Source organism: Tepidanaerobacter acetatoxydans Re1 (assembly GCF_000328765.2).
GTDB lineage: Bacteria > Bacillota > Thermosediminibacteria > Thermosediminibacterales > Tepidanaerobacteraceae > Tepidanaerobacter > Tepidanaerobacter acetatoxydans.
Window position 1 is genome coordinate 1,756,639 of the sequence record NC_019954.2, and the last position, 20,167, is coordinate 1,776,805.

19 protein-coding genes are annotated in these 20,167 nt (G+C 36.5%); 2 read left to right on the forward strand and 17 right to left on the reverse strand.

All coding sequences use genetic code 11. The features are described from left to right. Positions 1-24 precede the first annotated feature (24 nt). The 13 genes from TEPIRE1_RS08495 to TEPIRE1_RS08550 all read right to left on the reverse strand — a co-directional run bounded on the left by TEPIRE1_RS08495 (position 25) and on the right by TEPIRE1_RS08550 (position 12,894). Positions 25-2,871: a sigma 54-interacting transcriptional regulator gene (locus TEPIRE1_RS08495; protein WP_013778758.1), complete on the reverse strand. Its 2,847-nt coding sequence runs from the start codon at positions 2,869-2,871 to the stop codon at positions 25-27. Between the two features lie 88 nt (positions 2,872-2,959). Continuing rightward, positions 2,960-3,607 (reverse strand): response regulator, encoded by a 648-nt coding sequence (locus tag TEPIRE1_RS08500; RefSeq protein WP_013778759.1) that lies wholly within the window; start codon positions 3,605-3,607, stop codon positions 2,960-2,962. 14 nt (positions 3,608-3,621) lie between these two features. After that, positions 3,622-4,776, reverse strand: a complete 1,155-nt coding sequence (locus TEPIRE1_RS08505) for a sensor histidine kinase (RefSeq protein ID WP_013778760.1) — start codon at positions 4,774-4,776, stop codon at positions 3,622-3,624. 163 nt (positions 4,777-4,939) lie between these two features. Continuing rightward, positions 4,940-6,136, reverse strand: a complete 1,197-nt coding sequence (gene metK / locus TEPIRE1_RS08510; protein ID WP_013778761.1) for a methionine adenosyltransferase — start codon at positions 6,134-6,136, stop codon at positions 4,940-4,942. A gap of 32 nt (positions 6,137-6,168) precedes the next feature. Next, positions 6,169-7,752 (reverse strand): HEAT repeat domain-containing protein, encoded by a 1,584-nt coding sequence (locus TEPIRE1_RS08515; protein ID WP_013778762.1) that lies wholly within the window; start codon positions 7,750-7,752, stop codon positions 6,169-6,171. 235 nt (positions 7,753-7,987) lie between these two features. Beyond that, positions 7,988-8,743, reverse strand: coding sequence for an arginase family protein (locus tag TEPIRE1_RS08520; RefSeq protein WP_013778763.1), 756 nt, complete (start codon positions 8,741-8,743; stop codon positions 7,988-7,990). A 190-nt stretch (positions 8,744-8,933) separates the two neighbouring features. Then, positions 8,934-10,022: a fructose-1,6-bisphosphate aldolase/phosphatase gene (gene fbp / locus TEPIRE1_RS08525; RefSeq protein ID WP_013778764.1), complete on the reverse strand. Its 1,089-nt coding sequence runs from the start codon at positions 10,020-10,022 to the stop codon at positions 8,934-8,936. 255 nt (positions 10,023-10,277) lie between these two features. Continuing rightward, positions 10,278-10,505, reverse strand: a complete 228-nt coding sequence (locus tag TEPIRE1_RS08530; RefSeq protein WP_013778765.1) for a hypothetical protein — start codon at positions 10,503-10,505, stop codon at positions 10,278-10,280. A gap of 202 nt (positions 10,506-10,707) precedes the next feature. Further along, a complete protein-coding gene (locus TEPIRE1_RS14255; protein ID WP_013778766.1) occupies positions 10,708-10,833 on the reverse strand; it encodes a hypothetical protein in 126 nt (41 codons plus the stop codon). Positions 10,834-10,896: 63 nt separating this feature from the next. Further along, on the reverse strand, positions 10,897-11,502 hold the full coding sequence (locus TEPIRE1_RS08535) for a hypothetical protein (RefSeq protein WP_013778767.1): 606 nt from the start codon (positions 11,500-11,502) through the stop codon (positions 10,897-10,899). 461 nt (positions 11,503-11,963) lie between these two features. Next, positions 11,964-12,140 (reverse strand): hypothetical protein, encoded by a 177-nt coding sequence (locus tag TEPIRE1_RS13775; RefSeq protein WP_013778769.1) that lies wholly within the window; start codon positions 12,138-12,140, stop codon positions 11,964-11,966. A 345-nt stretch (positions 12,141-12,485) separates the two neighbouring features. Continuing rightward, positions 12,486-12,710 (reverse strand): hypothetical protein, encoded by a 225-nt coding sequence (locus TEPIRE1_RS08545; protein WP_049779037.1) that lies wholly within the window; start codon positions 12,708-12,710, stop codon positions 12,486-12,488. Next, the gene (locus TEPIRE1_RS08550) at positions 12,703-12,894 is read right to left on the reverse strand and encodes an antitoxin VbhA family protein (protein WP_023211536.1); all 192 of its coding nucleotides are present in this window, start codon (positions 12,892-12,894) and stop codon (positions 12,703-12,705) included. Before TEPIRE1_RS08550 ends, TEPIRE1_RS08545 begins: the two co-directional genes overlap by 8 nt. Before the next feature lie 935 nt (positions 12,895-13,829). On the opposite strand from TEPIRE1_RS08550, the gene TEPIRE1_RS08555 reads away from it, so the two are divergent. Both TEPIRE1_RS08555 and TEPIRE1_RS08560 read left to right on the forward strand, forming a co-directional pair. Further along, positions 13,830-14,255, forward strand: a complete 426-nt coding sequence (locus TEPIRE1_RS08555; RefSeq protein WP_015295585.1) for a hypothetical protein — start codon at positions 13,830-13,832, stop codon at positions 14,253-14,255. A gap of 16 nt (positions 14,256-14,271) precedes the next feature. Then, positions 14,272-14,619 (forward strand): tyrosine-type recombinase/integrase, encoded by a 348-nt coding sequence (locus TEPIRE1_RS08560; RefSeq protein WP_023211538.1) that lies wholly within the window; start codon positions 14,272-14,274, stop codon positions 14,617-14,619. A 642-nt stretch (positions 14,620-15,261) separates the two neighbouring features. Here TEPIRE1_RS08560 and guaA read toward each other — a convergent pair. The 4 genes from guaA to TEPIRE1_RS08580 form a co-directional block, all read right to left on the reverse strand. Beyond that, positions 15,262-16,797, reverse strand: coding sequence for a glutamine-hydrolyzing GMP synthase (guaA, locus tag TEPIRE1_RS08565; protein WP_013778772.1), 1,536 nt, complete (start codon positions 16,795-16,797; stop codon positions 15,262-15,264). Between the two features lie 180 nt (positions 16,798-16,977). Further along, complete coding sequence (locus TEPIRE1_RS08570; protein WP_013778773.1) at positions 16,978-18,165, reverse strand: ABC transporter permease; 1,188 nt, start codon at positions 18,163-18,165, stop codon at positions 16,978-16,980. After that, positions 18,152-18,835: an ABC transporter ATP-binding protein gene (locus TEPIRE1_RS08575; protein ID WP_013778774.1), complete on the reverse strand. Its 684-nt coding sequence runs from the start codon at positions 18,833-18,835 to the stop codon at positions 18,152-18,154. The genes TEPIRE1_RS08570 and TEPIRE1_RS08575 overlap by 14 nt, the downstream gene beginning before the upstream one ends. After that, positions 18,835-20,061, reverse strand: coding sequence for an efflux RND transporter periplasmic adaptor subunit (locus TEPIRE1_RS08580; RefSeq protein WP_013778775.1), 1,227 nt, complete (start codon positions 20,059-20,061; stop codon positions 18,835-18,837). Before TEPIRE1_RS08580 ends, TEPIRE1_RS08575 begins: the two co-directional genes overlap by 1 nt. Between the last annotated feature and the right edge of the window lie 106 nt (positions 20,062-20,167).

Here is a 20,167-nt window from a genome sequence, read left to right on the forward strand (position 1 = left end):
ATTAAAATGCAAAGCTCAAGTGTGCTATTGTGTGTCAAGCAAGTCTATTATATACCCTATTTCTGTGTCAGGAACGGTAATGCCAAATGCTTCTTCAATGTTTGCTAGAGATAATTTCACTTTTTCATATATACTCATCTTTTTTTGTATTAATTCATCAATGTTGTTATACGGTAATATATCATTTTGAATAAGCCTTTCTATCATACAGCAATTGTGAAAAATGTATCTAGATTTAATTCTGGCAGAATCCTTTATACCTAACAATTTTATTGTTGCAGTATATGAATCATTAACCACATTATATGCTTTTATAGGATTTAGAAAAGTAAGTAATTCTTCCAACATATTAATGAATACGTTTTCTTCCGATTGTTTTTTACTTTTTATATAGTTGTTCGAACCAGTAATACTTTTTTCCAGTTTCCTAACTCCATCTCCTATTATTAGTTCATCTATTGGGATAAAAGGAACTTGTGGTATATGCAAATCTACTGTTCCAACTACAGCTATTACATCGTCGTAACCATTTTTATCTAAGATATTATCCAAGTTTTCAGCTTTATTTACTGGTTGTATCTTGACATTATATTCATCCACAAAATTTAAAGTGTTTTTTAAAAGTTGTGCAATTTTTACAGCAGCACCCATGCCTGAAATACATGTAGTAAGTATTGTTTTTGAAGATGAAATATTAACTCTGTTTTTAATATCTCCACTAATTATTCTTCCGATATATGGGTTTGCTCTATTTAGATCTTCAACAAGAACTGATAAGGTCATTTCTGGCAATAGGCTTTTTCTTACAGCTTCTATTACTATTGGGGTAGAAATATTCTCTATGGATTTAGTTAAAACATTTGCTTTCTGAGTAATAATCTCTGCAAAAGCAGTAAGGGATCCCATATCCACCAGCAATAATACTCCTTTTCCTTCATCTACTTTTTTAACCATTTCTATAGTTTTTTCTAATGCATTGTCTACTTTCATATCAAGTGGCATGTCAATTGCTTTGCAATGTTCCGTAGCAAGCAAGGTATTGGCAACATCAGCAATACTAGTAGCTGTTGCCTCTCCATGAGCTAAAACTATAACTCCAATTTTGCTGTAATCATCACCTGTATCAACAGCACTTAAAAACATAGTTAGGAAACCAATTTCGCCTGTCGGTATGCTGATTCCTAACTCTTGCTGCAAAACTTCTCTAATCATTTTGGCCACCTTAAACTCGCTCGGATTATTTAAAGCAATTTTATTTATTTCTTCATAATAAATTAGGCTTTTGTCAGCTATCCTTTCCATCAAAGCACTTATATGCATAGCAAGACCTATTATAGCTCTATTGCTGAAATGTTTATTTAATTTTTGTTCCGCAAGTATCAATGCTGTCTCCGCAGCATTATATACCTTCGGATTTATAATTTTAAATAATTCATTTTTATCCAACAAGGCCTTTTCTGTATTATGATCATATTTCTTTAAGAGTTTTTTTAAATATTTTATTATATCATTATTTATGATTTCGCTGATTTTATCATTTGAAAAGCCTATATTTAGATAATGATTATACTTTTTAGTTATTTCTTTATACAAATTATCAGATACATCAAAGCTGTTCAAGTTAATAGTTTCTGCTAACTTTTTATCGTCAGGTTTGTATATATAATAGTCTTTGCCGTACTCTAATAGCTCAAAAACTTCACTGTAATCTTTGTGTCTGCTTAGTAAGCCACTGTATATATGTTCCGGCAAAAGATGAATATTTATTTCAATCTCCTTTTTATTATAGGTTTTATAATCTAAGAATCCTCTCGCACATAGAAGCTGTATATCACCTTTAAGTTGCCCGATATTTCCGTAGCAGTCATAAAGCAAAAAAGCTCTAATTACATCCTTGTGTATTCTAATTGGCACTTTAACATTACTTGCCTCGCTCATAAAAAAAGTTTCTATGAATTCTAATCTTTCATTAAGAGGTCTATCCTCCAAAGATGGAAGATTTATTGTCATTGGAATTCTCCGCAAAAAAGTTTGCAAAAGTACTGAATTTAAATTTTCTGTGGTAGCTCCAATTATTAATATGCTTGCAGTATGGTATTTATCTGTTTCTCCTAGTCTTCTGTATATACCCTTATCCATAAGTAGAAACAACATTTCTTGTGCTTCAGGTGGCAGCCTGTGAATTTCGTCAAGCAATAATATACCCCCATCAGCACTTTCAATAAGGCCGGCTTTATCTTGATTTGCACCTGTAAAAGCTCCTTTAACATAACCGAATAACTGTGATAAAATTAATTGGGGATTATCGGCATATTCAGAGCAATTAAATACTATAAGTTCGGCATCTTTTGAAATATTTCCATTATATATTGCATATTGATACATTACTTCCGCGAATGTAGTCTTGCCTACACCCGTTGGCCCTGTTATTAACGTATGAAGTCCTCTTGGAGGGTATAATATAGCTGCTTTCGCTTGTTTTATTGCCAGTTCTAAACTACCTGTTTCTCCAATTATTCTTGCAAAAGGATCGTTTTCTTTTGTATTCAATTCATCATTAGCAAAATTGGTATTATGCAAAAAATTATTTACGTCTTCTATTACCCCATCACCTTCATACTTTATTTGCAAAATTTCTTCTAGGCAAGATTTTGCAAAAAACTTTACAGGCCTTCCAATAATTTTGATAGCCTTGTTTTCTCTTACTAATTCGTTTAATTCTCTACTTACATTGCTTCTATCGATTTCAGTGACTTTAGAAATAGTTTCTGCATCAAATCCAAAACTTAGGTCTTCTGCAATTTTTGCTGCTGATACGTCAGATGACAAATTCTTTAAAGCTATAAAAACTTTTTCCTTTCTAGTCATCATGTTTCTCTCCTAAATAAAGTATCATTTGAAAACAATAATACTAGACGCTTAACTTTTTAATAATTTTATTTATTTTAATATATTCCAGCTAAACAAGCCTATTTTTGATAGCAAAAACTGCAGCTTGCGTTCGATCCATCAAGTTGAGCTTGCGCAGTATGCTGCTGACATGGTTCTTTACAGTTTTCTCACTAATACCCAGGTCAATAGATATTTCTCTGTTGCTCATACCTTTGGCTATATCCGCCAAAACTTCTTTTTCCCTTGCCGTAAGATTTTTTCTTACATCATTATTTGATACAGGCTGTGTCAGCCTATTATACTCAGCCACCAGTGCTCGTGTCAAATTAGGCTGTATATATGTTTCACCACGACTTGCACTTCGAACTGCTTCTATTAGGCCTTGAGGTTCTATGTCTTTCAAAACATAGCCGGATATTCCAAGCTTTAATAATTCCAAAAGATACTCCCTATCATCATATATCGTTAGAATCACTATTTGTGAGTCGACATTCTTTTCTCTTAGAGACTTTGTCACTTCTATGCCGTTTAACTTTGGCATATTTATGTCTAGGAGAAGAACTTGAGGCTTTTTCTCCATAACCTTCTCGATGGCTTCGATTCCATCGGAAGCCTCGTCTATGACTTCAATATCCTCTTCCATCTCTAAGATTTTTCTAAGACCTTTTCGCATAAGTACGTGGTCATCAGCCAGCACCACAGTAATTTTTTCCAAAACTAAATCCTCCTTTAAAGTCTGTTAGCAAAAGGAATAGTTGCAAATAATTTAGTACCTTGACCCGGTTCAGATTCAATATTAAAAGAGCCATCGACAAGAGCAACCCGCTCTTTTATTGTCATAATGCCAAAATGTTGCTCAGAGTCGCTGCTATCTTTGGTAGATACTTCAAAGCCTACCCCGTCATCAGCTATAACTAAATTCGCTTTACCGTCGCCAAACTCTAGTTTAACAATGCAGTTTTTTGCTTTTGAATGTTTTTTCACATTTGTAAGGGCTTCCTGAATTAACCTAAAAATCGTCACTTCGATTTCAGAACCAAGTCTTGTTTTATCTCCAAAAAATCGAAACTCCGTCCTTATACCGGTTTCTTCCTGAAATTCCTCACAATAACGTTTTGTAACTGCTTGCAGTCCAAGATTGTCTAAAGATGAAGGCCTTAAATTAAATATGATTTTTCTTAGTTCTTGCAAGGACGATCGAACAATTTTTTTTAGTTGGTTCAACTCCTTTTTAGCTTCATTCAAATCTCTTTCCATAAGCCTTTCACATATATCTGTTTGAATAACTATATTAGCCAGTGTCTGAGCCGGCCCATCATGGATATCCCGTGCCACGCGCTGCCGTTCTTCTTCCTGGGCCTTTATGATTTTAGCTGCAAGGTTACGTCTCTCATTAATATCTGAAATGTGCCCCGACATATCCTTAAGATCTCCCTTTAAAAAACCTAAAGCCACTCCCAACTGCATCATCAAATGTTCTGATTGGTTTAATATATTAAGCATGCTTTTTAGATTCCGCTCAAGATCATCTCGTTTTTCCCTAAGCTGAATTTCTTTTTGACGCTCAATAGAAAGTCTTATCTGTATATCCTTGGTTTCCTCATAAGCAGCTTTTATATCTTCCTCCGAATGTTTTTCAAAGTCCCTGCTTACTATCATCAACTTAAATTTAGCTGATTTTTCTAGCTTAGCTAGGTTGTCAACCTCTCTGATTCTATCTTTAACTTGAGCTTTTAAATCTTCAAGCTCTCTTTGTATGCGCTCACACTCTTGTCTTGCATGCTCAAAAATGTTAAAAATCTCTTTTTGCCCTTTTTCAATTGCATCAATAGTAGAATTTATCACTTCATTTAGATATTCTATATTTATTTGGGTTTTATGCATAATAAACCCCCGTTGATTTTTGTAGAATATATCAATCAAATATTATATTCGATGAAAATCGCGGATATCCCTTCTTTTGACATCTGAATAGTCGCTTGCTATATTTTACCTTTTTATCTGTGTTAATAGCCCTTGACAAAAATAAGCGAAAAAAAGCAGCCTGCTAAAGGCTGCCGGCTTGATTTTTTAATATTTCTGCTTTATCTACTTTCTCCCAAGGTAGGTCTAGCTCATCTCGCCCAAAATGCCCATAAGATGCTATCTGTCTATATATCGGTCTTCTAAGATCTAAATCCCTTATAATGGCGCCGGGGCGAAGATCAAAATTATTTATTACTAACTTTTCAATTTCTTCATCAGGCAAAATACCTGTACCAAATGTATCAATCATTACCGAAACCGGTCTTGACACACCTATAGCATACGCAAGCTGAAGCTCACATTTGGAAGCAAGGCCTGCTGCAACAATATTTTTAGCCACATAGCGAGCCGCATAAGATGCGGAACGATCGACTTTCGTAGGATCTTTACCTGAAAATGAACCTCCGCCGTGGCGGCCATAACCACCATATGTATCAACTATGATTTTACGACCTGTCAAGCCCGAATCGCCGTGAGGTCCTCCCACAACAAAGCGGCCTGTGGGGTTAACATAAATTTGTGTTTTTTTATCCATTAAATGCGCCGGAATTATTTTTTTGATGACTTCTTCTATAATGCCTTCTTCTAAAGTCAAAAGTTCCACCGAAGAGCTATGCTGAGCAGAAACCACAATCTTGTCAACCCTTACAGGTTTTGAATCTTCATACTGCACCGTGACCTGAGTCTTCCCATCAGGCCTTAAAAACGGAAGCACATCATTTTTTCTGACATCAGCAAGCCTTCTTGCTAGCTTATGAGCAAGCGAAATAGGCATAGGCATTAGTTCCGAAGTTTCATTTACGGCATATCCGAACATCATGCCTTGATCACCGGCACCAATCTTATCAAATTCATCAGCATTGTCCATGCTTTGCCTTGCTTCATATGCACAGTTAACGCCCATGGCAATATCAGGTGATTGCTCATTTATACTGGTAATTACTGCACATGTGTCACAGTCAAAGCCAAATTTAGCCCGAGTGTATCCTATTTGCTTTACGGTTTCTCGAGTAACGCTGGGAATATCCACATAACAATCAGTTGTAATTTCTCCCATAACCATTACCAAACCTGTGGTAACAGCCACTTCGCAGGCAACTCTTGCCAAAGGATCTTTGCTTAAAATCGAGTCAAGAATAGCATCAGCTACTTGATCGCATATTTTGTCCGGATGCCCTTCAGTTACTGATTCTGAAGTAAATAAAAAGTTTTTCCCCATTTTGTACCTCCTTTTTTGTTTCAGGCTCTTGACTATTCAAAGTCGCCGGGATTAAACCGCATGTCAAAGCCGTTCTTCATGTTATTTAGAGCTACTTTTATACTTTCAATTATCATCCGCTGAATAAAAGGATGATGATGCAGTGGCTTAATATCCATATGCAAAAAGGCACAAAGGGCGGTTTTTGCTATTTCTGTTTGACCGGCTTTATCTAAAAAATCCGCGGACAGTTCCAGCATCCTCTTCACCTTATCTGCATTAGGTTCAATGAGCTCTTCGGTAAATCTTGCAAAAAGCTTTTCCGCTTTTTGGTATGTCATTTTTTTTATTAAATATCCTTTTCTAGACTTGTTTTCTTCAGCATAATCATAAACTCGGGGGTGTGCTATAAACCAGTCATTAAAAAAGCTGTGATTAAATAAGTCAAAAGTACTTTTAAAACATTCTTGGTCTTTTTCAATTAATTCCAAATCATAGCCTGTAAATTGCGGATAGTAAGGCTCGCAATTTATGCGGCAATTTTGCTCCAGTAGATGTTTCCAAAAATAAAATTGATATGGAATAGGGTAATCTTTTGTTTTATTAAAAAATAGTGCATCACCTAATAGTGTAATCGCGTAATCCAAATCACATTTTGTTACGACTGTAGTCCTTGAAAAATCTTTCACCGAAGAATTAAATTCCCGAGTCGTTATATTTGAAACTCCCCAGCAGTCCCTAACACCCATATCAGCGCTTATAAGCAAATTCATAAAGCTTAACTTTCGACTCTTAAAAGGGTTCTTCCAGGCTATCCACAATACACGGCTTCCTATACCATCTATGGAAGAAATAAATACCTTTGCTGGGTTTTGAAGATTTTCCCAAGGCTCAAAAAATTCCATGGATATGCCGTTAAATTTCAACCTTTGAGATTCACGATGTGCTATTCTTTGTATATCTTCCTCAGCAGATTTGGTTGCCAGTTTATATAAGACATACAGCGCTTTGCCTGATTTTATCTGGCCCAAAGCTTTTATGGCTTCATGAGCTACCGGATAATCGTCAACTGATGCCATGATTTCCAGAATGGGAATAGCTCTTTCATCCTTCTGTGCTCCCAGATCTTTTATATAAGCCAGTTTCATTTCTAAGGAAAATTCATCCAAATCATCGAGTATGTAAGGTATTAAAAAAGGATCACTTTCAATATCCTCCAGCATCTCAGCCATTGAATCAGATGCCATTTTATCAAAATCTTCCATTATTATTTCAAGCGGAAGCTCACTGGCATCTATTCCATAATGAGTCAACACTGCCAATATCCGAGCTTTTATACGGTCGGAAACATTAGGCATTATTAATATATCCATCAAAGGTTCGACTACACTGTAGTCATTGGCAAATTCCAATGCATAGCAAACAATGGGGGCAATTTCCTCGTCATTTTCCCTGAGTTTGGCCAAGCAAACGGGTATTACCTGTTCACCAATGCGGAAAAGTCTTTTCATGGATTCATCCATTTGCCAGATTGTTTGCTCCGTATCTTTTAAAGATTCAAGATAGTCCAATATTTGCTTTTTATATAAAAGTCGGTAATCAACTTTGGGCGCTTTTTCCTGAATTCTTTTCTGCATTGCCCGCTCCTTCCTTAATTTGAAAAATCATTTTATCTATTATATTACAATAAAATCTTTTTAGCAATGTCGCTTAAACTCAATACACTTATCTATATATATATTTGATTATAAGCCCTAGAATTGCCATATTTTCTGTATATTTTTTTAAATTTTCTTGAATTATCTTCTTCTAACAACTACTCTTAGCATTATAAACCAATTTTAATAATTTATCCATATGAACTTATTAAAATCAATGCAGCATCCTCTCCAGTATTTTTACATTGGCTATTTGATTAAGCTGCATGCTATACCTATCTTGAATACTAAACATAATTTCGTCAATAGGCAGCACCCATTCTCCGCACACATCAACTCCGATCACTTTACCGGTTTTCTTTATATGCAAAAGCAATTCCAAAAGCTCGTCTAAATGCATCAAACCCTGCTCCCATCCGGTAGCAGCATCCTCTTTACAAAGTACATCCTTATCTATGCTTATATAAATAGGATCTTGGGATTTGGATAACTCATCCAAGACCTTTGGTATCATTAATTTTTGGGGGATATTGATAGGAAAGAAAGTCACATATTCATCTTGGAACTTAAATTTGTTTATAGCCGGATCTTTCGCATCTACTCCGACTACTATACATTTTCTAACCTTTTCCTCTTTAAGAGCTTGCATAGCCCAAGAACCGCAACTTATCATATCTGGAAATGTTTCATACATATCGGCATGATAGTCAATGAGCAATAGAATAGGTTTGACTGAAATATTGCTTATTAATGAAAATGAAAGATGATGAAAATCCCCAGACCCTAAAAAACATATGCCTAAAGATAATTTTCGAAGTTTATTTGAAATCTCGTCAAGTATTTTTGAATAACTGCAAAATCTCAATCCTTTATAACTTGTTAGGTCTATGATTGTATCAGCTTCTTCTAATAATTTTTTCTGGTAATCTAGACTATTATCTGTTTTAATTATATTAACACCAAAATCCATATGATCACAACTTTTCGTTGCTATTTATTACAATTTAATTTTATCATAAAACTAGAATACATGTAAAAGCCTATTCTAAAAGATGCTTTGGAATCATAGAAAATATAATAGAAAAAGCACGGAACGGTTTTTTGCTTTGCCTTTGAATAAGGTAAGCGGTAGACCGGTACCGTGCCGATGATATTTTCTGTTATTTAAACCGATTTTTCAGCTTTTCCATCACCTGCGGCATTGTGGTATACTCCATTTCGTCAAGAGGTAATCTGTGAGGTTCGAACGGACCCATTTGCCTTATATAATCAGCTGCTTTAAGAGCTTTTTGTCTAGCTCTGTCAAAGGCTACATCAGCAAAAAGGTCCTGTGGCCCTATTAATCTTCCGTTAGCCAACTGAAATCCCATGGCAATTGCTCGAGGCGGTCCGTCAAAGCGCGTAGGAACTGCCTGCTTTTGAGACACAGGAATTAACGGTCCATAGTGCGAACCTCGCATCCAGCCTGTTACAAGATGAGGATTTGCAAATGGCTCCAATACTTCCCCCACCGCAGGCAATCCACTCTGGCACCGCACTATAAGCACCGGATCATCTTTACCCACATAGCGGCCTGCCATTTGGTTCATTTTTTGTGTTGAAGATACTGCTGCTATTTCCTTATTTTTTGTATACACACTCTTTACAACATATCTGTTTGATGCACCTAAGAAAATTAATAAATCATAAAGCTCTTCCGGGCATGAAAAAGTTACTTTCTTATCTTCTACGAGGTCTAACACTTCAAAACAAAAACCCGAATGCATTTTAGGGTCTATTACAAGCCCAATAGTATTAAACGGATCTGCAAATATCTTATATAAAGGAAGATTCCAAGCTCCCGGCTCGGTTTTGTCCGCCATGAATATTATCACCGGCTCGCTGGGGCGCTCTTCAAATTCCATCTCTGCTATCCCGGGGCCCATGCCTTTTATATTGCCGGAGAATGCATCTGACAGGAGATCCTGGCCTGCGCCATACATCTTTAAGCTCTTTGCCACTTCAGTGCAGCTAAGAAAAGTATTCCAAGCTAACTTGTGAACTTTTTCAGAATTTATGCCTTCTTTATGTGTGAGTATGAGATTTATATCGTCACCCACATTAGTAACAAAAAAATCTACCAATAATTCTTTCCCTTGCTGTTCTAATATTTCCTCTGCGTTTTTTAGCATATCCGGGTGAACACTCCCATGCCCTACAAATCCACCCACATCGGCTTTAATAACTGAAAGAGTTATTTTCGAACCCATTCTTATACCTCCTGATATTTTTTATTATGCTGTACTATTTTGCTGTAAACTAGCTAAATGTGCTATACTTAATATATATTCGATACATTATTTAATATTCCTTCTTTGAATTAAAGTCGCAATATGCTTAATAGTTTGATACTTTTGGATAAAAATATTGTGCAATACACTCGATAACCTTCTTATGACAAAGGGTTTATCATTAGTGACTGCACAAAAGCTTCACGCGCTGATATTTTTAAGTATTCTTCTAAATCAATTGCTGCCTTTCCTAATGTCTGACAGAATATCTAAAATTTGGCTTTTGTAGTAGGTCGGAGCTTCCACAAAACCCCAACCTTTCTGAGTTTGAAAGATTCCATCATAAGCCGCATCATGATACGTTCCTATAAAATGTGGAATTTTGTATTCTTTTAATAAGGAAGATAACAGTTTAGCTTCGATTTCATTTTCCAAAATTGCAACTTTTACTATTTCTTCCATATCATCCCTCCTTTGCGTCCAAAACACATAGCAAATATAACTGCATTTAAAAAAGATAACCGGCGTCAATAAGTGGTTGATACGGTAAATCTTTATACATGTACCCGTAGTATTGTAAAGTAATTACTATATTTTGATCCACGTAAACATTATCAATTCCCTTTTTGAGTATTTCGCTGTAAATTTCATCGAGCAAATGCCATTAGCCATCTATCATTATCATAGGAGTTCTATCTTCAGAAACTGCATCTTCGGCATCTTCAGCCAAAGTAGGAACGCTTACAAGCAGCATAGATGCCAAAATAATAAAAACCGCTATTTTCCTCACAAGTAATCCTCTTTCTCTTGGGCGCTTATTATAAATAAGGTGGGAGCTGTCCCACCTTTGAGGCTATTTTAGCAGCAAAGCAGTGATTACGCCAATAGTTCCGATTAATATAGCTATTACGGAACCAACTGCCCATTTATTTAAAGCATCGAATTTGTCCTCTATTCTGTCAAATCTTTCGTCTACTTTATCAAACCTTTCATCTACTTTATCAAACCTTGCGTCTACTTTATCAAACCTTGCATCGGTTTTATCGGATAGATCTTTGATTTCCTTATGAACCATATCAAATTTTGCATCGGTTTCCTTACGGTTGGCTTCAAACTTAGTATCGGTTTTATCGGATAAATCTTTGATTTCTTTATGAACTGCTTCAAACTTAGCGTCAACCTTATCAAACCTCGAATCCATTTCTTTTTTCATAGACTCAAACTTTGCGTCTATTTTATCGAACCTAGCATCGGTTTTGTCGGATAGATCCTTGATTTCCTTCCGGACTGCCTCAAACTTGACATCTACTCTGTCAAATTTTGCATCCATGCGGTCTTTCAGGTCATTTATTTGCTGTGACAGATAAAAATATCCGGATTCAAAAATCTTGGGCTCGTGAGTTTCATTTGGCCGCTGTTCATCATTACCGGCCGCAATTTCTTTTTCCGCCATACTCATCACCCCTCCTCCTTCTGCTTAAAATTATTATACCATGAATAACCGCAATTTTCCATAAAGACCCTCCATTTTTCTGTTTTTTTAAAACCGACTCACGGCTTGACTATAAAAGAAAGGCCGACGTGATGTGTCAAGGGGCACTGGGAGGGATAAATGGAGGGGACCCTTTGGGGAGGCAGCCGTTTATGCTCACGTATGTTTTTTTCAGATACATAGCTATAAGCCAAATAAGCTTCAGCTATGGCCAAACCCATTATGATCATAATTTGCGGTATCGGCAATATATTTTCATTTTTCATAATAGTATCTTTCCTTATTTTATATTTAAATTCTTCCTTGTGTTTTTCCCATCAAAAAAGAGCACTTAAAATTGTGCTCATCTTTGAAAACCCCGATCCAGGTCGTTCTTTTTAATGAAAATCCTGTCCTTAGGATAACAGTAATTTTTTTGATTCATAATGCTACACCTCTTTGGAGAGGTTTTTTTTAATAAGCAACTCCCTTGCACGACTATCTGTTATTTTCTCTTTCAAATATTTCTCATAAATTTCCAATGTATCATCAGGCAACTCCATATCTTCATAAGCCATCGTGCCTTTTACGTATTCAAGACTCTTATCAATTTCACCTTTAGTCAAAGGCAACAGCCTCCCATCATTCCGCCTTTCGGCGGGTTGTTGCTTTATCTATCAAAGCCCCTATCTATGTCTATTTTTTCTTAAAAGCTTTGTCCTTTAAAGTTGTCTTTTCTGCTATCTCTCTTCTTCCTAAGGCATCCTTAACAATTTTAATCAAGTATTGTGGATTTGATTTATCGGCCACGAACTTTGATAATGCTTACGCTCTTTCGTCAAGTGTCATTTGAACACAATTAGCAGCTTTCATTTTGGATATTGCAGAAGACGCCATAAGTCTTATATCCTGAAATCCAGTATATTCAATAGGCAAACCACCTAATACCGATTCTGCTTTCTCAACGTTTATTATTCTTGGTTGCCCGGTCCATTCATATATATCCGAAAAATATAACAGTGCATCTGGCATAAATGCTCAAAACTAAAATCACCCTTTATCGTGTTTTCTTCTGCAATAGCGCCTATCAGTAGACTGGTATATTCTGCTTCGACTATTTCAAGTTTGTCTTTTTCCTTTATATCTAATTTGTTTTTCAAGACTTCACTATCAGGGAAAAGGTATGGGTCAAGCATTTTTCCCATCCCTTTCTTCTTTCATTTTATATTTTTTATCCAGTATACGTTTAATATCTTCCATTGTTATCTCACCCCGCTTTTCCTTATCTACGAGTTTCAGAAACTCCGGCGACGGCTCTAGTCCAGCAACTTTGATGATCCCTAAAGCATAATTCCATGCCTTTTCCTTACTCATACCCATATTTAAAATCTTCCTTTCGCTGCCTCACGCATTACCTGTCAAAGCCACGATCCATGTCTTTCTCGTTTTTTATTGTATCATTTACAGATAATATCATACGTGACTCTTATAAATGCTTTATGTTATAATTAGTATTAGATTCAACTATCTTTTTTTCTGTGTTCTAATTCTTAATGAGAAGATTTTTCCTTCATATTCATAATTTATATTAAACAGAATACAACTTGCCATAAAAGCTAATACGAGGGCTATAGTTATCATTATTTTTCTCATTATTCTTCATCCTTCTTGCATAAAATAATATTCTTATGCTATAATATATATAAAAGAGATACTTCGGGTATCGGTGTAATGTGTAGAAAAGAATTAAGAACCGGAATTAATTAAGTTGCAGCTTAATTAATTCCTTTTTTTTATCTCAATTTTTATTTTAGCTTTGAACACGTTTAGTTCGACATTTAGCTCCAGAGTATTGTTGGAAAAGCAAATTATTATGAGTGACATCAGGATCGTAACTGCGATAATAATTATAAGCACTATTTGATGTTCTTCCACCGCATCGCCTCCTTGCTTACTTGTTACCCGAAGTATCTCATATATGGAGTATGGAGGCGATACATCATTACACCTATAAAATTGCCTGTCTATATTATACTATATTTAAAATATTTTGACATCCAGTAAATAGTCTTGTTTGAATTTTATTCTATTTTTTCACAAATGTCTCTCCTTTTGTTATTTGGTTCTCATTGCCTATTATCTATATAAAATAATTCTGTAGACTTCAGAAAAATCCTTCATAAGGAGGAGTAAATCACTAAAATAATGTAAAAATAACCAATAAACTGTTAATTGAACACTTGTTTGGTACGGTGGCTTGTCTTATAATGAAAATAAAACTGAATTTTATTCTCAAAGGAGGGTCACACCTATAGATGTATTTACAGATGCTTGAAAAAGCTATCATGCTTTTACAGAAATATAGCATTACGGAATTCCCCATTCGGATTGATGTCATAGATGAAATTACTTTTAAAGAAGGAATAAAGCTTCAAATTACAAAATACCTAAAAAAAGCTTTTTATTACGAAGATAGCAAAGAAAAAATAATATACCTAGGCCATAAAGTTAAAGCTACTTATCAACAGCGAGAATACATTTTACACGAAACAGCACACATGTATCACTGCGGCAACACAGCACTCTTACCTCATTTAGTAGTCGATAAAAATGAATCTCAAGCTGAGGATTTTGAAAGAGAATTTCTACTAAGACAAAGTAGAAGTCCCAACATGACCTTTGAGATGTTGGTCGATCTATATTATGAGGATTCTACTCATCGGGTAAGATGGTCTAACTAAGAACACAAAGTGGAGCATGATCGACACACATGTTTTGCCGGTTTTCAAGCAAAAGGTAATTTCAGAAATCACAAAAGCTGATATCAGACGCTGGCAGAATCTAATGCTAAAGAAGAAAAACCCACGCAATGATAAACCTTATAAGCCTACATATCTACACCAATTAAGTGCCATATTAAACTTTGCAGTGGAATTTTACAGTTTACCAAAAAATCCATGCTCCCGGGTAAAGTCTATCGGGAAGAAACGTGCTGATGAAATGAATTTTTGGACTCTAGACCAGTTTAATGAGGTTACCGCCTGTGAGGAGCTGCCGGCCTATCGCGTTGCCTTTATGATGTTATATTGGGCAGGCAACGGGTAGGCGAACTATTGGCCCTCACACCTAGGAAAGTAATTGACGATATAGAGTCTCTCAATATCGCTGAGACATATAAGCGTGAGGATGGCAAGGATATTTTCGATGATCCCAAAACCGAGAATAGCTTCCGCACTGTGTCAATGCTAGATTTTTTATACTAGGAGCTGCAACAGTACATAGGTGCCCTATATGGATTGGAGCAGGATGATAGGATATTCTACTTTACCAAAACAGCTCTCAATAAAGAGCTTGACCGTATATCGAGAAGGCCGGCATTAATAGGATAAGAGTGCATGATTTGAGGCACTCACATGTAGCACTTTGATTGAACTGGGATACCGTACTCACGCCATCGCCAAGCGGATCGGTGACATGCCAGAAGAAATGGACCGCACTTATGCCCATCTTTATCCAAATAAAAGTCAGGATATTGCCCGAGAGCTAAGCCGACACAAGGACGGAATTATCCGGAGTGCTATAGCCATCGATGAGGATAGAGAGGTCTACAGGTCACAGAGGACCTCGAAGCCGAGCATATTTTCCATGACTTAACCATAACTTAGATTTGTAGAGCCAAAATAGAGCCAAAAGCAGAAAACAAAAAAGGAAAGTCGCTTATAATGCGGCTTTCCGAGTTTCAAGATATCATTCCCACTCGATAGTGGACGGAGGCTTTGGCGTTATATCGTAAACAACACGGTTGACACCTTCTACTTCACTGGTAATCCTGGTAGAAATACTATCCAATAAATCATGGGGAAGTCTTGCCCATTCACCTGTCATTCCATCCTCGCTTACGATAGCTCTTACGGCAATGGTATGTGTATATGTGCGTCTGTCCGCTGAAACTCCAACGCTTTGAATGTTTGGAAGAATGGCAAATGCCTGCCATAACTCTTTATAAAGTCCTGCCTTTTTAATTTCATCAGTTACAATAAAATCAGCTTCTCTTAATATGCTGAGTTTATCCTCTGTAACTTCTCCAAGAACCCTCACAGCAAGGCCGGGGCCGGGGAATGGTTGGCGGTATACGAGTTCTTCAGGAAGGCCCAGCTCAAGGCCTATTTTTCTTACTTCATCCTTAAACAGTTCCCTCAGCGGCTCTATTAATTCAAACTCCAAGTCTTCAGGAAGCCCTCCCACATTGTGATGGCTTTTAACTGCCCCACCTATAGGATTTACACTTTCAATTACATCAGGGTATACTGTGCCTTGAACCAAAAAATTGACTTTACCAAGTTTAGCCGCTTCTTCTTCAAATACCCTAATAAATTCCTCACCTATTATTTTGCGCTTCTTTTCCGGATCTGTAACACCTTTTAGCTTACTTAAAAATCGCTTAGATGCATCTACTGCTATCAGGTTCATGTGAAATTTATCTTTAAAGGTTTTTATAACATTTTCAGCCTCATTCTTGCGAAGCAAACCATGATCCACAAAAATACATGTTAAATTGTCTCCTATTGCTTTATGCACTAAGAGAGCCGCAACTGATGAGTCCACGCCTCCACTTAAAGCACATATCGCCTTTTTATCTGCCACCTTATCTTTGATAAGCTTTATCTGCTCTTGTATAAAAGCCCTTGTGGACCAAGTTCCACTGCATCCTGCTATGCCAAATAAGAAATTATTTAGTATTTCACGGCCGCACTGTGTATGGCTTTCCTCTGGATGAAATTGCACGCCATAAAGGTTTTTACCGTTCCCTATCGCTGCAAAAGGAGTCTTTTGAGTATGAGCAAGTACTTCAAACCCTTCAGGGAGAGAAGCCGGTAAATCGCCACTGTCCATAAAAACTGTCATTTTTCTACCCATACCCTGAAATAGTCCTTGGTCAATATCTACCAAAAGGTCTGCAGGACCGATTTCACGCTTGCTACCGGGTTTTATGTCTTTGCCCAAACTCTTAACCATGAGTTGCATACCATACCCTATGGCAAGAATGGGCACATCGCCATTAAATACTCTTTCATCGCAAGCCGGCGCATTGTCAGTAAAAATACCCGATGGGCCCCCTGATAGAATTATTGCTTTTGGTTGCCTCTGCAAAATCTCTTCCCACGGGGTTTTATAAGACAATAATTCACAGTAAACCTGAGCTTCTCTAACTCGCCTCGCAACCATCTGGGCATATTTACCGCCAAAATCAAGGATTACTACCGTTTCTCTTGTATTTTCCATATGTACCCCTCCTGAGGATTAATCGTATGTAATATTTATTCTGCCGATAGAAGTTATTTATATGTAATTCTTTTGCTATTATATCACAGATTTTAACCTAAAAAAAAGCCGATGAGAAATCTCCCTCGACTTTTTAATAAGTATATAAGTAAGTGTCTGACCACAATAAATCAAAGTTGATTATTCATATCTTAGTGCATCTATGGGATCATGAAGTGCGGCCTTCCGTGCAGGATAAAGTCCGAAACACACACCAACTCCCGCTGAAAAAGTAAACGCAAGAGCTATCATTTGCCATGATAAAACCGTAGGCAATTTTATGAATCCGGCTATTATTTTAGAAACACCAAAGCCTAAAAGCATTCCTATGATACCGCCAAAGAAAGAAAGGACTAAAGACTCTATTAAGAACTGCATCATTATGTCAGTTTCTTGTGCACCTAATGCTTTCCTAATGCCAATTTCGCGAGTCCTTTCGGTAACCGACACTAACATTATATTCATAATGCCTATCCCACCGACTAATAAAGATATGCCGGCAATAGCACTGATTATTATAGTTATAATACCGGTTACTTTATTTACACTATCCATTTCTTTTTGGGAATTCCATGCTTGATATTTATCTGTATTATGATGACGTCGATGCAAAATACTTAGAGAGTGTTCAATGGCTGTATCCACGTCAGCTTGGGATATCGCTTTGCCCTCAATATTATCTACCCAATCTGAACCACTGATAGAAAAATATGTAGAAATAGGTATATACATTAATTTGTTGTCCTGACCAGAAAAAACGGTTTCTTCTCGTCTTAGTACACCAATTACTTTAAAAGGTTGGTTTCCTACCATTATTTTTTCACCAACGGCTCCAGATGAATTGAATAATTCTTTTGCCAATGACTCACTAATAACTGCTACATGTTTTTTGCCATTATCATCTTCATGATTGAGAAATCTGCCTGCATCCAACTTTAGATTTGCTATTTTTATATAATCTGAGGTGGTCGCCGCTATTTGTACACCGATTTGTTTGCCTTTTAACCGAACGTTTGCCGAATCCCAACTTACCGGCGCAATATTTTCAACCACCGGTGATATGTCCTTTATAGCCTTTACATCTTGAATGGTAAAGAAATCAGCTTGAGTCAATGGGTTATCAGAGTTATATTTATAATAGACTCCAAACCTATTAGCACCAAAAGCATCCATTTCTTTGCTGATGGCAAACTGGCCTCCTTGGCCTAATGCTGAAATAGTGATTACCGAAGAAACACCTATAATAATACCCAACATTGTGAGAAGAGAGCGCATTTTATTGGCAATAATGCTTTCCCACGCAATTACAATACTTTCAAAGAAGTTCACTGGACAGCTCCTCCACCTTTCTGCCATCTCGAAAGATTACAACTTTCTGGGCATATCTGGCTATTTCATTTTCATGTGTTACCAATACAATTGTCGTTCCTTTCATATGCAGGTCAGCAAATATATCCATAATCTCAGCACCAGACTTACTATCAAGATTGCCAGTAGGTTCATCGGCCAATATAATCTCTGGTGAATTGACTAAAGCCCTAGCTATAGCAACTCTCTGTTTCTGTCCACCTGAAAGTTCATTAGATTTATGGTGCCATCTATCCTCTAGTCCTACAGATTTTAACGCTTCCATGGCTTTTTTTCGCCTCTCATTAGGTGCAACTCTTGCATATATCATAGGTATCTCCACATTCCTGAGAGAATTTATCCTAGGAAGCAAGTTAAAGTTTTGAAATACAAATCCTATCTTTTTATTTCTGGTATGGGCTAATTGACGGCTATTTAGCTGAGCTATAGATTTCCCATCTAAGTAATATTCTCCTGATGTAGGTTTGTCAAGACAACCGAGTATATTCATAAGCGTGGATTTTCCTGAGCCTGACGGTCCCATTATAGCCACAAATTCTCCTTTTTTTACATGCAGATTCACATCTCTTAATGCACTAACTTTATTTTCGCCGTTTCTATAAACTTTTGCCATATTCTCAATCAGTATCATTAAGCATCACCTTCAAAAGAGCTATTTGCGGAGGGATTTTGAAGAACTTCATCGCCTTCACTGATGCCGTATGTTATCTCTGTGTATAACTCATTCTCGATTCCTGTCTTTACTTCCCTTTCAGAAATAGCACCATCTTTTACCAGCATAACCTTTTTGCCTTTTTCCCCTGATATTACACATTCTAGCGGCAGTAAAACTGCACCTTGCTTATCTTCTATCGTAATCTCTGCGGTAGTTGAAAAACCGGGCTTTATATTTTCGTCAGGATCATTTACTTTTATTGTAGCCTTTACGGTAGTTTCATTACCTCTGCTTGTTTGTATGGTTGAAGCCGAAGGTGCAATTTTCACAACTTCACCTTTATATATCTTGTCACCAAAACCATCACCTGTTATAATCGCCTTTTGCCCAACCTTTATATTAGATGCATCATACTCATTTACTCCAATATCAATCTGTAAGTCGTCAGGACTTCCTATACTCAATAATAAATTGCCCGATGATACGGTCATCCCCTGCTTTATTTCTTGCTTTATTACTATTCCGTCAAATTCTGCCAAAATTATTGTTTTATCAAGTTTTTTTGTAATATTCGCCAGACTTTTTTCTGCTTCTTCCAATGCTGCTTGTTTTAATGCAATTTCATGTTCATCAGGATTTTCTAATAGACTTAGCTCCACTTCCATAATAGCTAGCTGATTCTTTTTAACATCTAATTCTCTTTTGATATTTATGTATTCATTTTCAGAAATAGCTCCCTCATTAAAAAGTCCTTGGTTTTTCTCATAGTCCTCTAATGCTGCTTCATAAGAAGTTAAAGCTTCCTGATATTTTATCCTAGCTTTTTTTAACTCTTCGGGTCTTGGACCGCCCAAAAGCCTTGAAAGTTCGACATTTTGTTGCTTTACTTTGCTTTGCGCTTGTTCTAACTCTAGCTTCAACTCTCCATCATCAATTTTTAGAACAACATCACCCTTTTTTACTTGTTGACCTTCTTCGGCTATATATTCAACCATACCTTGAATACCGGAATATACTTCCTGCTTTTGTCTCGTTTCCACATTTCCAAGTGCGGTAATCTTTGATGAAATATCACCTTTGATTGCTTTTACAGTAGGTAATGCCATAGCAGTATTTGGCTGGCGCTTTGCTCGGATAATAAAAAAAGCAACACCTATCAGCAATATAACTGCAATAATTAAAATTTTTTTTCGCTTGTTCACCCGAATCCTCCTTTTGTAAAAATAGCTTCTATTATATACGCCAACTGCATAACCCTTAAAACTAGCCCATGTGACACATTCCCCACATGGGCTTTATAAATAGTAA

What these genes read in the sequence shown, in the direction of transcription:
- TEPIRE1_RS08495 (WP_013778758.1), bottom strand. Translation starts at nt 2,871, where the DNA reads ATGATGACTAGAAAGGAAAAAGTTTTTATAGCTTTAAAGAATTTGTCA.
- TEPIRE1_RS08505 (WP_013778760.1), bottom strand. Translation starts at nt 4,776, where the DNA reads ATGCATAAAACCCAAATAAATATAGAATATCTAAATGAAGTGATAAAT.
- metK (WP_013778761.1), bottom strand. Translation starts at nt 6,136, where the DNA reads ATGGGGAAAAACTTTTTATTTACTTCAGAATCAGTAACTGAAGGGCAT.
- TEPIRE1_RS08515 (WP_013778762.1), bottom strand. Translation starts at nt 7,752, where the DNA reads ATGCAGAAAAGAATTCAGGAAAAAGCGCCCAAAGTTGATTACCGACTT.
- TEPIRE1_RS08520 (WP_013778763.1), bottom strand. Translation starts at nt 8,743, where the DNA reads ATGGATTTTGGTGTTAATATAATTAAAACAGATAATAGTCTAGATTAC.
- fbp (WP_013778764.1), bottom strand. Translation starts at nt 10,022, where the DNA reads ATGGGTTCGAAAATAACTCTTTCAGTTATTAAAGCCGATGTGGGTGGA.
- TEPIRE1_RS08530 (WP_013778765.1), bottom strand. Translation starts at nt 10,505, where the DNA reads ATGGAAGAAATAGTAAAAGTTGCAATTTTGGAAAATGAAATCGAAGCT.
- TEPIRE1_RS08535 (WP_013778767.1), bottom strand. Translation starts at nt 11,502, where the DNA reads ATGAGTATGGCGGAAAAAGAAATTGCGGCCGGTAATGATGAACAGCGG.
- TEPIRE1_RS08545 (WP_049779037.1), bottom strand. Translation starts at nt 12,710, where the DNA reads ATGCTTGACCCATACCTTTTCCCTGATAGTGAAGTCTTGAAAAACAAA.
- TEPIRE1_RS08550 (WP_023211536.1), bottom strand. Translation starts at nt 12,894, where the DNA reads ATGGGTATGAGTAAGGAAAAGGCATGGAATTATGCTTTAGGGATCATC.
- TEPIRE1_RS08555 (WP_015295585.1), top strand. Translation starts at nt 13,830, where the DNA reads ATGTATTTACAGATGCTTGAAAAAGCTATCATGCTTTTACAGAAATAT.
- TEPIRE1_RS08560 (WP_023211538.1), top strand. Translation starts at nt 14,272, where the DNA reads ATGATCGACACACATGTTTTGCCGGTTTTCAAGCAAAAGGTAATTTCA.
- guaA (WP_013778772.1), bottom strand. Translation starts at nt 16,797, where the DNA reads ATGGAAAATACAAGAGAAACGGTAGTAATCCTTGATTTTGGCGGTAAA.
- TEPIRE1_RS08575 (WP_013778774.1), bottom strand. Translation starts at nt 18,835, where the DNA reads ATGATACTGATTGAGAATATGGCAAAAGTTTATAGAAACGGCGAAAAT.